Origin of the sequence: Paenibacillus sp. IITD108 (assembly GCF_036541265.1) — a bacterium.
In the GTDB taxonomy this organism is placed as follows: Bacteria; Bacillota; Bacilli; order Paenibacillales; family Paenibacillaceae; genus Pristimantibacillus.
On sequence record NZ_JAZHCT010000012.1, the window covers coordinates 91,325 to 107,005 of the forward strand.

Here is a 15,681-nt window from a genome sequence, read left to right on the forward strand (position 1 = left end):
CTAATAAAATTGCTTCCATTCATCACCTGCTTGCACTTCTACGCCGAACCCTCTTAGCTCACTTATATGAAGATCATAAAGCTCACTTAAACGACCAGTTCCTTCCATATATTTCCCATCAAACTGAGCACGAAATGATACTTTATCATGAGGGGCTATAGAAAATGTCTGCTCTTCAAAGTCAATTGCATTATTCTCAAAAATAGGTTTAACTGCTATTCTCTCTTCTTTTCCATAATTAAAAAATGTAAATTTACAATTAGCGCTTACAGTTCTTTCTTCCCAATTGAAACTGCAGGCGCTATCTTTTTTATTATAATCAATTGAATAAATCCCGGTTGTATTTTTCTTTAACATAAAGGTCATCTTCTCACTGACGATCGGAAAAAGTAAAATAAACGCGATGCAGCTTAAAATTATTCTGCTTAAGATTTTCGGAAATGTTGGACGGTATAATTTAACTGTTCTTGATATGCCAAAGATTAGCAGACTCAAAAATACTAGCAAGGATAGATGAAATCCAGATTGATTATTTTCTGTCCACACCGGTATACCCATGGATTGAAATAATTTATCACCATAAGACTCATTCAAGTGATTGTTGGGCAGCATAAATAAAGATATTAATATGATCAACATATAAACAATGCCTTTTCTTTTCATAAACTCCACTCCTCACGAACTTCATCCCCTTATTATACAACATTTACCACATTTGAATGTTTCTTTTTCAAATTGTATATAAAAAAAGACACCCCCTTTTTCGGTCAGTGTCCAACTATTGGTTACAAAAACTTATACTTTTTTATATTTTAAATTAAGCTTCTTCTTGAATCGCCTCCATAATAAGCCCTTTCAGTGACTTTGTGGTGCAACCTGCTGCCGGTCTGATTATTCGATATACTTTTGTTTTGCCGGCCAAGTCAACAGCAGCAGCGAAATGCCACCGTGTCAGGCCGAAATATGGAATAAGAAAAGAACGATAAGTGTTGTTCATCAGTATTGAAATACTTTCAAGACCGCCATTTGCAGAAATATGAATTGTCTCAGCTTGCTCGTCTTTGACTAGCTCAAATACACCGCCTATTGGCATAGGATCACTACAGAATTGAGCATGAACGGGTACAGCATATTTTTGATCATACAAAATTTGGCTGCATGATGAATCCTTACCCAGTATATCGAAACTTGCTTGCCAAAGTTTCTGCTGCGGATATGCAGGGTATATGAATGGTATGTTCATATAATCCGAGCTGGCAGATAAAGCAACGACATCGTCGCTTAAAAGTGGACACCCATGTTCAAGAAAAGCGGCTGCTGTCGTTGATTTCCCTGCTCCTGAATCACCTACAAATGCATAGGCTTTTCCGTTGATTGCAATTGCGCTTCCATGCAAGGGCAGTGTCCTTCGCTGCATCAAGAGTGCCCCCATACACGTTCCGAGCAAGTAAAGTCGAATAAGCTTCTCGTTCGCTCCAAGATGTGGGCTTATAATAATTTCCCTACCTTCCCGAACACAAAATATCGCTGCGTCTGGAACATAGAGATAAAACTCTCTGTCATTAAACCCATAATGACCTGTTAGATCCCCATGCTGCTTCCAGGCATTTTTCAAATCTCCCTGACGGATCGTCACATCTGCAGTCTTCGGTTGTGCCAATGTGGGGAGAAGCTCTTGAAGCTCAATTTCACTTTGAAGAGTTAGTCCAAAAACGCTGTACATCATATCAACAGACTTGGATATCAACATATGTTTAATCTGCCTCTCCCTCATTCAATATGATAAGCCTAAAATCCGAAAGAAGCCCTTATACTCGGGATAAGTATACGGGCTTTACTTCCAAAAAGCTTTATTTCATATAACAACTAAGATGGATCAAGAAATGCGTCACACTTGATTGAGTTATTATGTCCGTCATTGTTCGCGTCTGGATTGCACCAATTCGGTCCTCCCATTGTCATCTGTACCGATAACTCTTCCAACGCTGGCTGCTGCCACTCTCGCTTCACTTGCTTTGTCATATAGATTCACCTCCTTTCACATAAATCGGTTTTAAGATATTTGCTGTAAAAAGCGATAAGCTATCAAGCTGCGCATCAGTAATCGGGCATTATGATCAAAAGCATATTCCAGCTTCGGCTTCGTCCCTAGCTTTTCAAGTGATTGCTTGATTTGAGGAACATTTAAATAGTACGAAGCATTAGAGTCCTGGCAAAGCTTATGCAATTGATCCCTAAAGTCTCCCCAATCCGGCAGCATCCGATATATCCAATCCGCTCCTTGTACGCCCCTTGCATGAATATTCATTCTCACCATATCGGGCAAGTAACCTTCTGTCGATCTTCGTATAAGGGAGCGATCGATCCCATTTTGAATATATTGCTCGTGTGGTAAAGATAAGCAGAAGCGAATAACTCTTGGATCACTGGTTGGATCACGCTCACTGACTGCATAAGGCAATGATAGCTTCGTCGTTGATGTTCCAATATGGTTGGATGCCGAGAATCGTTGAAATTGATTATTTCTTGCAGTGACCTCATCTGGGACGTAAGCTGTGAGACCGACATAATGAGACTTAAGCTTTTCCATTACCTTTGTTCGAGCGGCAAAGTCGGGATGAATGACCAGCGGGATATCCGTCTTCCTCTTTGCAAGTGCCGATCTTATCAAGTGGGCATACGCTTGCTTGACAATAATCGGGATCACATCAGATTTTCCTGCTCGCATCACCCGTGTATAATGATTCAGCTCTTGAAAAACATTCGCCCAACGAAAAGTACGCAATAGCCTTGCGTAATAATCAATGGGATCGCCCCATGAAATGGTATAGTTGCCTCGGCTCCCATTGAGCATAACGCCTACATCCTGTTCTTGGGACCGCTCCAGCATACCCGTTAGCCAAAATGAGTTTTCGAAAAACTTATAGGGTCCCTCCATCAACTCCAGCATAGTATCCATCTCATTAATCGCATTACGTCCTTCAAAATCTAAGTAGTTTTCTTCAATGTTGCCAATGTGGCGGGCTGCTGCTTGGATGTAGGGAGTTTCATTGGCAATTAATCTTCTCGGTGTCCAATCTTCAAAATTCGCTGCTGGAGTATAGCTAAAGGCATGCAGTACCTTACCTTGCCGAAGAAGCGATTTCGCCGCGAAGCTTGCAACGGCGCCTGAATCCAGCCCTCCGCTTAATCTTACGCCAACTTGGCGATGCGTTCGCAGCTTCGATTGAACGGCTATTTGAAAGACCTCTCTAAAGGCATCCACGTAATCGCCATTCGACCTTAGCTTAAGCTTAGGGGACGTTACTTCCACTTCATCGTATTGCTCGATCGTGACAACGCCCTTAACTACTGTAAAGGAATGAGCGGGAGGCAGCTGCTTAATATCTTCATATACCGTGGAGTGAACATCGACTGTATCAAACATCATAGGAATGGCCAGAAATTCGGCAAACCATGATTCATTAAGCTTTTTGTGTATACCTGGTACTGCAAACAAAGGATTAATGACTGTACAGAAAGAAAAGCTTGTCGATGAATGATGATAATACAATGTTCGCCTGCCTAGCAGGTCACGTGCACCGAAAAGCTGATGACGGCGTTTATCCCAGATCACAAAGGCGTAATCGCCTATCAAATGCAATGGAGCACTTCTCCCCCATTTTATATAGGCAGCGAGAATAAGTTCAGAGTCCGTTATTGTTTTCCTCGCGCTATAATCAATTTCCAGCTGATCGCATAGCTGCTTCCTATTATCAATTATGGCATCAGCAGTAATGAGAAGCTCTCTGTTTGCATCATAACGTGGAAGACCTTCGTTGATGGATTCTGGAGTAACCCATTGTGCATGACAACCCATTGACAGCCAATCACCGCGCCAAATATTCGCTTCGTCTGCCGGATATTTCTGGAGGACTTTCATCATTTGCACGATAGTTTCTCTAGAAGAATATTCATCGTTCAAGTTAAGGATACCAGCAATCGCACTCAACATCTCGCCTCCCTCTATGATGACAGTTTTGTTCTTTAATAAGAACAAATAAATATGATCAGATTGTATCACACCTTTACTCTTTTGTAACTATAATTCCTTTTGTTCTAAAGGCTTTAAATCTTTTTTATAAATATTCAAATTTCGAAAAAGATAATATTATTCTTTTAAAAGAACAAAAAAAGACACTAACCCCCTTTCGGCTAGTGTCCAACTATTGTTATGATCAATGAGAACGCAACAATAAACGCAATCCGTTCAATATAACTAGAATGGTGCTTCCTTCATGCCCAACGACTCCCAGCGGTAATGATATTCCGTTAATAAAATTGGTGCTAATGAGGAAAACAATAACGGTTAAAGCAAACACAATATTTTGCTTAATAATCCTCACCGTTCTTTTACCCAGCGAAATAGATTCTGCTATGCGATCAATACCATCATTCATTAACACAATATCTGCTGTTTCTAAGGCCGCGCCACTACCAGCAGCACCCATCGCGATTCCAACCGTTGCAGTTGCGAGTGCCGGAGCATCATTGACACCGTCTCCCACCATTGCCACTGAACGATAACGCTCTTTCATCTGTTTGATTCTCTGTGCTTTATGCTCTGGAAGCAATCCTGCAAATACATGATCACGTTTAATCCCTAACTCTTCGGCGATCGCATAAGCTGTTTGCGGCTGATCGCCTGTCAGCATAATGACCTCGACCCCAGCTTCATTAAGCATAGCTACAGCTCGCTTCGCTTCATCCCTTACCCTGTCTTGAAGCGCAATAACGCCCGCAACTCCGGCTTCATTATGGAGTACCGTTACTGTTTTTCCTTGTTTCTCTAGCCTTGCAATATCGTCCAACAATTCTGCTGTACAAACGGATTCACTCAGCATTTTTGGCTTGCCAATTTTCCATAGAACCTGATTAAATCGAGCTTGCAGCCCCCAACCGGGTATCGCTTGAAACTCCGACATCTGTTGGATCGCAACTTCAATGTCTTTCTCTTCAGCCTTCGCTATAATTGCTTTCGCTAAAGGATGCTTGGATAAGCACTCCATTGCAGCTGCCATATTTAAAACGTCTCGTACTTCATAGCCGCCATACACCAGAACATCTGTAACGACAGGCTTTCCTGCCGTTAACGTCCCGGTTTTGTCAAAAGCAATACACTTCACACCTGCCAAATGCTCCAAATAAGCAGCACCTTTAAAGAGCACACCTCTTCTTGCTCCTGTAGATATCGCTGACAGCATAGCAGGCATAATAGAAGCAACTAATGCACACGGAGAAGCAACAACCATAAAAACCATCGCTTTATAGAGCGCTGCCTCCCAAGTTAATAGTTGTAGCATCGGTGGAATCAGTATAATTGCCGCTGTTATTAAAATAATGATTTTCGCATAAAGACGTTCAAATTTCTCCATAAAGCTTTGTGATGCTGGCTTTTCATTTTGTGCAGTTTGCACTAGTTTAATTATTTTCGCAAAAAGTGTAGCTTCGCTAGATTTTGTCACTTCAACGAATAGAGCACCTTGCCCATTTAATGTTCCAGCAAACACTTCATCGCCTTGTACTTTATCTACCGGGATAGATTCTCCTGTTATGGAAGATTGATCGACTGCCGATAATCCTTCTACGACTACACCATCTGCTGGAATACGTTCACCAGGCTTCACAACCGTAATATCTCCTATTCGTAGAGCATCGATCGATACAGCTACTTCTTTACCGTGCTTCATAACGATTGCTGTTTCGGGCTTCAACTCAATTAGAGTTGTAATATCTCTGCTGCTGCGGTTCATGGTGTAGGTTTCAAGTGCTCCGCTTAATGAGAAAATAAAAATCAACAGCGCTCCTTCCATCCAATATCCGATACTGGCAGCTCCTATTGCTGCAAAAATCATTAATAAATTTACATCTAGATCCTTCTCTTTCCATAACGTTTGAATGCCTTCAGCAGCTTTGGCATAGCCGCCAACGATAAAAGCTACTGCATACAATATAACTGCTAAGGACGGAGACACAGAACCAATTGCCCAAGCAAGAGCGATAAAAACCCCGCTTACTATAGCAGCGCTAAGTTCCCCATACTTGTTCAACCATTTCTTTAATGTGGTTCTTTTACTTTCATTGCATTTAAACTGAAATTCTCTACGTGCTTTTAGCTCACTTTTGTATAGAGTTGCCATTCGAATCATCTCCTCCAATTGATAATGAATTCCATTATTACGACCCTTAAAACAGCACATGCTGCTCCATAAGCGGAGCAGCATGTAAACATAGCAACCAAGGTTGCTCAATATGAAATTGAAAAGCAGGAATCAATTTATTTATAATTATTATATAATAAAAATGAATATAAATAAAGTGAGTTTTAGCACAGCTTTTTAACTTTCCTAATCTATCTGTTTCACATTTCGTATAAGCCTATATACCCGAATATGACGTCTTTAAACCAAGGCGGTTATATACCGTACTCACAAATGTAAAAATTGTGCATAAAAAAACAGAGCCTGCCTTAGCAGACTCTGTTCAATGAGTTGGATTTTATTTTACAAATGTATGGATCGGATGTCCTAGAGCAACTTCAGCTGCATCAAGAACGATCTCGCCTAGTGTTGGGTGAGCGTGAATTGTAAGAGCCAAATCTTCTAGAGTTGCACCCATTTCGATTGCAAGAGCAAGCTCAGCAATCATGTTGGAAGCTTCTAGACCAACGATTTGTGCGCCTAGTACAAGACCGGAATCAGCATCGGATACAAGCTTCACAAAGCCTTCTGCTGCATTAAGGGAAAGCGCACGGCCGTTAGCTGCAAATGGGAATTTGCCAACTTTAACGTTGTGGCCTTTCTCTTTTGCTTCCTTCTCGCTGTAACCAACGCTTGCGCATTCTGGATCGGAGAAGCAAACTGCTGGTACACATTTATAATCAATTACGCTTGGCAAGCCAGAGATAACCTCTGCTGCTACGCGGCCTTCGTACATTGCTTTGTGAGCAAGAGCTGGGCCAGCAATAATGTCGCCAATAGCGAAAATATGCGGAATATTAGTACGGCATTGCTGGTCAACCTCAACCAAACCGCGATCGGAAAGCTTAAGGTTGATTAGATCAAGTCCAAGCTCGCCATCTGTATTAGGACGACGGCCAACTGTTACTAGCAAGTAGTCAGCTGTTACTTTTTCTTCTTTGTCGCCAACCGTGTAAGTTACAGTAACTTCGCTGTCCGTTTGCTCAGCGCTCTTCGCTTGTGCACCAGTAATAATATCAACATTGGAGCCTTTAAGTTTCTTAGCAACAATCGTTGACATATCTTTGTCAAAGCCAGGAAGGATTGCATCAGAGCCTTCAATTACTGTAATCTTTGTACCAAACTTGGAGTACATTTGACCAAGCTCGATACCGATATATCCGCCGCCGATTACGATCATGCTCTTAGGAATTTCCGGCAAGGAAAGGGCTCCTGTTGAGGAAATGATACGTCCGCCAAACGGGAAAGCTTTCAGCTCGATTGGACGAGAGCCTGTTGCAATAATGCAGTTTTTAAAACGGTAGCGAGGTGCTTCCTGATCATTGAACACACGCGCTTCGTTTTCGTTAATAAACATAACCTCACCGTTAAAGTATTGCACTTTGTTTGCTTTTAGAAGTGCCGCAACTCCGCCAGTCAGTTTTTTAACGATACCATTTTTGAACTCTTGCACTTTGCTGAAATCAACTTTCGCTTCGCCAACCTCAATGCCGAAATCGGAAGCCTTGCTTACAGATTCATATTGATGTGAAGCCGAAATAAGTGCTTTGGAAGGTATGCAGCCAACGTTCAAGCATACGCCGCCAACGTTTTCCTTGTCTACTACAAGTACGTTTTGTCCAAGCTGAGCAGCACGGATTGCTGCTACATAGCCGCCAGGACCTGCACCAATGACTAGAGTGTCAATATCTAGGGAAGCATCTCCAACTACCATTTTTTAAACCTCCATAATGAACAGTTCTGGTTGTGCCAAAAGCTGTTTAATAAAGTTCATAAAGTTTTGTGCTGTTGCGCCATCGATCAAGCGATGGTCAAAGCTTAGGGAAAGTGCCATAACAGGAGCCGCTACAACTTCGCCGTCGCGAATAATCGGCTTCTCTGTAATACGTCCAGTTCCAAGAATCGCAACCTCTGGGAAGTTGATAACTGGTGTAAAGAACATACCGCCAGCTGATCCGATGTTTGAAATTGTAATGGTGCTGCCTTTCAGCTCATGTGCCGCAAGCTTGCCATCACGTCCGCGAACTGCAAGATCACGGATGGAATCAGCAATCATGAAGATGCTCTTGCGATCTGCATCCTCGATAACTGGAACGATAAGTCCGTTATCTGTATCTGTAGCAATACCAACATTGTAATATTTGCGAAGAACGATTTCTTGATTCGCTTCATCAAGCGTAGCGTTCATAATCGGGAATTCGCGGCAAGCTGCCACTAGCGCCTTTGCAATGAACGGCAGATAAGTAAGCTTGGAGCCTTTCTTCTCTGCATATGGCTTATATTTTGCACGAAGCGCAACAAGTTCTGTTACATCTACCTCATCCATAATTGTTACGTGAGGAGCTGTGTATACAGATTTGGACATTGCATTAGCAATAACCTTGCGAATGCCTTTGAATGGTACGCGTTCTTCAGGACGATGAGCTGTACCTGCAGCTACTGGAGCAGCGCCAGCGGCTGGAGCTGCTGTTTGGGCAGCTGCTTCTGCTGGAGCCTCAGTCTGAGCTGCAGCAGGTGCCGCGCCATTGAAGTTATCAACATCATCACGAGTAATACGGCCGTTCTTGCCTGTTCCGGCTACTTGAGTAAGATCAACGCTTTTCTCACGAGCATATTTGCGCACGCTAGGCGTTGCAAGAACCCCAGCGCCTGTAGCTTTTGGCGCTTCGCTAGCAGCTGGAGCGGCTTCGCTAGCAGCTGGAGCTGCCGGAGCCTCACTTGCAGCTGGAGCAGCAGGTGCTTCTTCCGCTGCCGGAGCTTCTGCTTGCTCTGGAATTTCGCCTTCTGCATCAATAATTGCTACAATCTCGCCGATTGTGCACACTTGCCCGTCTTTCACAAGTACTTCCAAAACCGTTCCGTTGACAGGGCAAGGCACTTCCACGATTGCTTTATCATTTTGGACTTCCATAATAATATCATCGTCTGTAACCTTGTCGCCTGGCTTTACATTGACTTTAATAATTTCACCTTCGTGCAAGCCTTCGCCCAGTTCTGGAAAACGATATTCAAACTTTGCCATCGAGGGAACCCTCCTTATTTTCAAAATAAATGCATCGATCTATAATTAAAATTCCATTACTTTCTTAACCGCTGCTTGAATGCGAGCAGATGTCGGCAGCCAAGCATCCTCGATTTGAGCAAATGGATAAACCGTATCTGGACCAGCTACGCGCAGTACCGGCGCTTCAAGGTGAAGAATAGCTTTTTCGTTAATTTGTGCAATAACCTCTGCAGCAACACCTGAAGTTTTTTGAGCCTCTTGTACGACAATAGCACGGTTTGTTTTTTGAATGGAAGCAACAATAGTATCGATATCTAGAGGAACTAGTGAACGAAGATCGATAACCTCTGCCTTCACGCCTGTTTTCTCCAGCTCTTCTGCAGCTTTAACTGCAGTGTGAACCATCATGCCATAAGCAATGATCGTTACATCGCTGCCTTCGCGGACAACATTGGCTTTGCCGATCTCGATCGTGTATTCACCTTCTGGCACATCTGCTTTGAATGCACGGTACAGGTTCAAGTGCTCCATAAAGAATACAGGGTCGTTATCACGAATTGCAGAAATCATTAGACCTTTTGCATCATATGGGTTGGAAGGAATAACAACTTTAATACCAGGCGTTTGAACCGCCAGGCCTTCCAAAGAATCCGTATGAAGCTCAGCGGCTTTTACACCGCCGCCAAATGGCGTTCTAAATACGATAGGCGAGTTGTAGCGTCCGCCGGAACGGTAACGCATACGAGCTGCCTGTACGAACATTTGATCAAGTGCTTCATAAATAAAGCCGACAAATTGAATTTCGGCGATTGGGCGGAAACCTTGTACCCCCATACCGACTGCAAGACCAGCTATTGCAGATTCCGCAAGCGGCGTATCAAATACGCGATCCTCGCCGAACTCTTCTTGCAAACCTTCAGATACGCGGAATACACCGCCAACCTTACCAACGTCCTCGCCGAATAGGAGCACATTGGAATCACGTTTTAACTCGACACGCATTGCATCGCGGATCGCTTCAAGCATATTCATTTGAGCCATGATCGTTTATCCTCCCTTATTATTGAAAATCGGCTTTTTGTTCTTCCAAATATTGTGGAGTAGTTTCGAACATTGTATCGATCAAGCCAGCCACTGTCATTTTTTCAACAGCTTCTGCTTTTTTGATATGCTCGTTTACAGCAGCTTTCGCTTCTTCCTTCACACGAGCTGTGTCTTCCTCGGTCCACAAGCCTTTTTTCTCAAGGAATTTGCCATAACGAGTCAATGGATCTTTAAGCGCCCACTCTGCTTCTTCATCTTTAGTACGATATTTTGTCGTATCGTCAGCCATGGAGTGTGGACGGAAACGGTAAGTCAACATTTCGATCAATGTTGCGCCTTCGCCGTTGCGGCCGCGCTCTGCTGCTTCTTGAACGGCTTTAATAACAGCCAAAACGTCCATTCCATCTACCTGCAAACCTTTAATTCCTGCTGCAACTGCTTTGTGGGCAACGGAAAGTGCTGCTGTCTGCTTTTCGTATGGAGTTGTAATCGCGTAACCGTTGTTTTGTACAACATAAATAGCAGGAAGCTTAAATGCACCCGCAAAGTTAAGACCTTCGTAGAAGTCGCCTTCTGACGAACCGCCGTCGCCTGTGTAAGCAATTGCGACACGTTTTTCATTTTTCTTCTTGAATGCCATCGCTACGCCAGTAGCATGCAAAATTTGCGCGCCAATAATAATTTGCGGCATTAGAACGTGAACATCCTCAGGAATTTGACCTCCATGCTGATGACCACGGGAATATAGGAATGCCTGATATAGTGGCAAGCCATGCCATACCAACTGAGGCATGTCACGGTATCCAGGGCAAATAAAATCGTCCTTATTAAGCGCGTACTCACTGCCGATCATCGAAGCTTCCTGTCCGGAAACAGGAGCATAAAAACCAAGTCTTCCTTGGCGTCCTAGGTTAACAGCACGCTCATCCCATGTACGGGTAAATACCATGCGATACATAATTTCTTTCAACTGTTCATCTGTCAAAGCAGGCATTAGGTCCGGATTGACGACCTCTCCATCGAGAGACAGTACGGACAGCGGCGTAACCGGTTCCGTTTGTACTTCGTATGGCAATTTGCTCATTTTGAACGCTCACCTCAATCGAAATATTTGAAAACCTACTACTTCTGTTATAATATTAATATTAACCTGTTTCATCGAAATGGTCAAAGAAAAAAACGCCAAACCACTGTTTTTTCAATAATTTTCATGAATCTAGGTGCAAGTTGTATATGCTACAGATATTTTTTTGTAGTATAACAGATTAATACAATTAACAATTAAGAGAGAATAACTCTACACTCTACAAGGACTAACTCTTGTTTTACCGTGCGAGCATTAATGTGCCAAAGCTGTAACGAATACTAGGAGACTGTCGATCTGCGCCTGATGGTCAGTCGTTCCGTTAATACTCCCAAAATCGCAGTTTTGAGGAGGCAAAGTGACAGACGTTCCGTTATTGGTCAATAAATCTCAGAAAGTGACCCATTTGGAGCCGTATAGCGGAATGTGTGTCCGCGAAATTAAAAAAATGGCGGTTTTTACACAAATAACGGAACGAGTGACCATGTTCATTCATTTCGGGTAAAATTCGCAAGCAAGATAAGTTAACGTAGTGCATGTTTGAGACTGGTGAAGCGTCCACAATGAAATGACAATCTCGACAGCTTCGTTAGAATAATAAGCCTTACTATTATTTACCCATAACACACCCTTTCCATTCAGCAATTTGAAAGGTATTTCACTAGGAGGTTGACAACTATGTCTGATGATCGTTATTTAAAAAGAACTATTGTTAAGGAAACTGTTGCAAGTCAATTTTTGGAGGAAGAAGAACGTCAGCTTAGAATTTTTCTCCCTCCAGGCTATAATGATCTGCTAAGCTACCCTGTCGTATATTGTCAGGATGGCGAAGATTTCTTCAATTTCGGCCGAATTGCGACAACAGCAACCAAGCTGATTTTGGATGAAGGACTTGAGCCCTTTATAATAGTAGGTGTTGAAGTAAACAAAAAGGTCAGAACCTCTGAATACTCGGCAGACGGTGCCAGACATGCTGATTATGTAAAATTTTTCGGCGAAGAGCTGGTGCCTTTTGTTGAAGAAAATTATGCAGCCCGCCGTGCCCCAGAGCATCGGCTGCTTGCTGGCGATTCACTTGGCGGAACAGTATCCCTGCATATTGCGTTAACCTATCCTGAGCTGTTCACCCGCATTATCTCTTTATCCGGCGCTTTTTATACTAGCTCTCAGGAAGTTCTGTCACGTTGCGGCGATTTAAGCTGGCTAAGTATGTACATGATCGTCGGCCTGCAAGAAGATGCATATGAAACAGACACAGGCATTTATAATTTTGTCGACCTTAATCGAACCATGAGACAATTGCTCGAAGAAAGGTCTGCTCATCTCTATTATGAAGAAAAAGATGGCAAGCATCAATGGGGCTTTTGGCAGAAAGAATTGCCGCAAGCGCTTAGTTATTTCATAGAAGTTGAATAACCTAAGGGCAGACAACAGTGCGGCCCTTTGGTCAGGCACATTTACCGTTTATACAAATTTAACTGCTATTTACAAAAAAGGCTGATAGGAAGCGAGCTTAAGCTTGCTCCATATCAGCCTTAACTTTATTAAGCAGCGCCTGGCAGCCAGCTTCGACCAGCTCATAGACATAATCAAAGTTGCCTGTGTAATAAGGATCAGGCACATCTTGTATCCCTTGTTTTGGCAGTAACTCCATAAATGTGAACAGTTGCTCCTTTGAGCCAGCGTATGGATGGAACCGGTCGGTCTCCCGCTCTTTTGCTTCCTTCAACAGCGCTCTAACGTTACTAATATTGCTGCTGTCCATGCACACAATATAAGTGAACTGCTCAAAATCGCCTGGAACAACTTGCCTAGCAGCCATTCCTTCGTAAGAAATATTACGATCGCTTAGAATACGGCGTGTCCCTTCATGAGGCGGCTTCCCAAGATGCCAGTCACCAGTTCCGGCAGAATCAACTTCAACCTGCGCTGACAAGCCATTATCCTGCACTAGCTTGCGCATAACCGCTTCCGCCATTGGCGATCTGCAAATATTACCAAGACAAACAAACAAAATACGAATATGCATTATCATCCCTACTCCCTTGCTCTTTTGCATGCTGAAATGACAGCCGGCTCTCCCATTCTATCGTTCACTGCACTATTTGGCAATCCATCCAACGTTCGCCGCACTATTCGTCAATCCAAAAGATCGCCTCTTTATTGTAGTAGTATCCAATTAGCTTTATACTTATTTAACGTACAACATTCCTAAAACAAGCTTCATTTAAATAGATGCATGCAACGAAAGGATAAGTTAAATGTCTAATACTGTTATTATCGTTCTAGGCGGTCAACTTGGTGATTGGGTTCTGAGATACATATCTGAAAAGCATACGTTAATTGGTGCCGATTCGGGGGCTGCCTTTTTAGTACAACACGGCTTTAATCCAGATGTTGCAATCGGAGATTTTGACTCAGTGAGTTTAGAGCAAATCGAACATATTTCAAAGCAGTCTCGTCAGATGATCAGCTGTGACCCGATTGACAAGGATTATACGGATTCCGAAATGGCTTTCCGGCTTGCACTCGATATGAAGCCTGCTGAAATAATAATGCTTGGCGCTACTGGCACAAGGCTCGATCACTCGCTTGCTAATATTGAGCTGCTCGTTCTCGCTCATCAAGCCGGTGTGCACGCAAGCATCATCGATGCTAACAATCGCATTTCACTTGCCAGCGGCAGCACAATACTAAAAAGAAGCAGCTATAAACACGTATCACTGCTTCCTCTATCCAGCAAGGTTACCGGCGTCACACTGACCGGCTTCAAATACCCGCTTACTAAAGCAACGTTAACAATGGGACAATCCATTGGTGTAAGCAATATTTTGCTTGCTGAAGAAGGAAAAGTTGAGCATAGCAGCGGCAAGCTGCTCATTATTGAAAGCAAAGATGAATAAACGGCTTGCTGAGCGACGCGTCTGTACATTCGGATCATATGGACGTACTATGGACATATGGACATTATGATTAGTATGAAATTTTGCTGATTTATATAAGAAAAGGGGGAGTCCCAGGTCATTTTTGACTGCTTGGGCATCCCTTGTCATGGCTAAAAGTTCCTTCTTCACTCATTAACAGGTATCAAGTATAACTGGAAGCTTATCGGGATACCTTCCTAAACTATGCTACCCTACTCATTCCAACATTGGCGCTCAGCTTTCACAACATCACCGGTTTGCAAAGCCTGTTCGATCAGCATACCAATATAATGGTCCTGCGATGCTTCAGCCAAGCTGTAAAACTCTGGCCCTCCTTTTACATAGCTCCCCATTCTATGCAAACACTCTGCAATCGCGATTTCATCATCATACAGTCTTGCAGGCGCATATGGATTCGTATAAAGCCACTTTTCTCCGAAAAGAACTCCTTGTAAAAAATAGCCTTCCTGGTTTTCCAGCTCGCCTTTATTGACCCGTTTTAAATCAAGCTGCAGCGGCACACAGTCAGGCTGTTGCATAATGACTCTGTTGTCAAAAATCTCACCCCGCTCGCCGCGTATATTCATATAGTTCGACCGAATCCACGACCTGTGCTGATCCTTAGTAAAATCATAAATGCCCAGCTTATCACCAAAATCAAGCCATGCCAAATCACGCTGCACAGCAATCAGCTTATCCTCAGTCGGAGGACCGTTCCTGGTCGGACCTTGAAGCATTCTCGTTTCAAAACGATGGGCCTTTATTACTGGCAATTCATAACCTAATCCAAGCATTCTGCGTATTAAGCTGACCCCATGATAAAGATGCGAAATAGAAACCGCAGCTTCTGTAACCATCCCCAGCTTGCCAGATTGAATAAAAGCAAGCCTTGCCTGATTATGGGGATGAAGATGATACTGCTCAGCTACTTGCACACGCGCTCCCTGTAAAGTCAATTTTTCGTGCATCCGTTCCATATCTGCAATCGATGCCGCTGGGGGAGTTTCCAGCAGCACAGGAATTCCCAGCTCAGCAAGCTCAAAGCAATAGCTCATCCCCGCAGTTCCGCTAACCGAGATGACGACGAAGTCAGGTTTTTCATGCGACAGCATTTGCTCCAGCGCGGCAAACGCCGGAAGGCCCCACTTCTCAATCATCGCTGCACGTTTTGCATGATCCCGAACGACTAATCCGCTCACTCTAAACTTATGTGGAAGCGCCTGAGCAATTCGCAAAAAATATTGTGCACGAAAACCTGCACCGCCAACAATGCCAAATGTTATGGGCCCTGTTACAAGCTCTGTTGATGGCTCTGTTACAGTATCTTTTATAGGTATTTTTACGGGCTCTTTTGCTGGTTTCATCTGCATCTGCACCTGCTCCTCT

General features: G+C 43.4%; 13 protein-coding genes. 2 read left to right on the forward strand and 11 right to left on the reverse strand.

The window, feature by feature from the left end; all coding sequences use genetic code 11:
• The 9 genes from V1L65_RS12900 to pdhA all read right to left on the reverse strand — a co-directional run bounded on the left by V1L65_RS12900 (window position 1) and on the right by pdhA (window position 11,371).
• Window positions 1-663 carry a hypothetical protein gene (locus V1L65_RS12900; protein ID WP_331699567.1) on the reverse strand — a complete coding sequence of 221 codons (663 nt, stop codon included), beginning with the start codon at window positions 661-663 and terminating at the stop codon, window positions 1-3.
• A gap of 154 nt (window positions 664-817) precedes the next feature.
• The gene (locus V1L65_RS12905) at window positions 818-1,750 is read right to left on the reverse strand and encodes an aldolase (RefSeq protein ID WP_331699568.1); all 933 of its coding nucleotides are present in this window, start codon (window positions 1,748-1,750) and stop codon (window positions 818-820) included.
• Window positions 1,751-1,866: 116 nt separating this feature from the next.
• On the reverse strand, window positions 1,867-2,022 hold the full coding sequence (locus V1L65_RS12910; RefSeq protein WP_442955693.1) for a paeninodin family lasso peptide: 156 nt from the start codon (window positions 2,020-2,022) through the stop codon (window positions 1,867-1,869).
• 31 nt (window positions 2,023-2,053) lie between these two features.
• Window positions 2,054-3,994 (reverse strand): asparagine synthase-related protein, encoded by a 1,941-nt coding sequence (locus V1L65_RS12915; protein WP_331699569.1) that lies wholly within the window; start codon window positions 3,992-3,994, stop codon window positions 2,054-2,056.
• Between the two features lie 223 nt (window positions 3,995-4,217).
• On the reverse strand, window positions 4,218-6,179 hold the full coding sequence (locus V1L65_RS12920) for a heavy metal translocating P-type ATPase (RefSeq protein ID WP_331699570.1): 1,962 nt from the start codon (window positions 6,177-6,179) through the stop codon (window positions 4,218-4,220).
• Between the two features lie 358 nt (window positions 6,180-6,537).
• Entirely contained in the window at window positions 6,538-7,953 is a 1,416-nt protein-coding gene (gene lpdA, locus V1L65_RS12925; RefSeq protein ID WP_331699571.1) for a dihydrolipoyl dehydrogenase, read from the reverse strand.
• Window positions 7,954-7,956: 3 nt separating this feature from the next.
• Entirely contained in the window at window positions 7,957-9,261 is a 1,305-nt protein-coding gene (locus V1L65_RS12930; RefSeq protein ID WP_331699572.1) for a dihydrolipoamide acetyltransferase family protein, read from the reverse strand.
• A gap of 45 nt (window positions 9,262-9,306) precedes the next feature.
• Window positions 9,307-10,284 carry an alpha-ketoacid dehydrogenase subunit beta gene (locus V1L65_RS12935; RefSeq protein WP_331699573.1) on the reverse strand — a complete coding sequence of 326 codons (978 nt, stop codon included), beginning with the start codon at window positions 10,282-10,284 and terminating at the stop codon, window positions 9,307-9,309.
• A 19-nt stretch (window positions 10,285-10,303) separates the two neighbouring features.
• Entirely contained in the window at window positions 10,304-11,371 is a 1,068-nt protein-coding gene (gene pdhA / locus V1L65_RS12940; protein WP_331699574.1) for a pyruvate dehydrogenase (acetyl-transferring) E1 component subunit alpha, read from the reverse strand.
• Between the two features lie 678 nt (window positions 11,372-12,049).
• Between pdhA and V1L65_RS12945 the strand changes: the two genes are divergently transcribed.
• Window positions 12,050-12,787, forward strand: a complete 738-nt coding sequence (locus tag V1L65_RS12945; RefSeq protein ID WP_331699575.1) for an alpha/beta hydrolase — start codon at window positions 12,050-12,052, stop codon at window positions 12,785-12,787.
• Between the two features lie 97 nt (window positions 12,788-12,884).
• Here V1L65_RS12945 and V1L65_RS12950 read toward each other — a convergent pair whose 3' ends face one another.
• Complete coding sequence (locus V1L65_RS12950) at window positions 12,885-13,406, reverse strand: low molecular weight protein-tyrosine-phosphatase (RefSeq protein WP_331699576.1); 522 nt, start codon at window positions 13,404-13,406, stop codon at window positions 12,885-12,887.
• Between the two features lie 226 nt (window positions 13,407-13,632).
• Here V1L65_RS12950 and V1L65_RS12955 point away from each other — a divergent pair, with 226 nt between their 5' ends.
• Window positions 13,633-14,274, forward strand: a complete 642-nt coding sequence (locus V1L65_RS12955) for a thiamine diphosphokinase (RefSeq protein ID WP_331699577.1) — start codon at window positions 13,633-13,635, stop codon at window positions 14,272-14,274.
• A 233-nt stretch (window positions 14,275-14,507) separates the two neighbouring features.
• Here V1L65_RS12955 and V1L65_RS12960 read toward each other — a convergent pair whose 3' ends face one another.
• Window positions 14,508-15,665, reverse strand: coding sequence for a Gfo/Idh/MocA family protein (locus tag V1L65_RS12960; RefSeq protein WP_331699578.1), 1,158 nt, complete (start codon window positions 15,663-15,665; stop codon window positions 14,508-14,510).
• Between the last annotated feature and the right edge of the window lie 16 nt (window positions 15,666-15,681).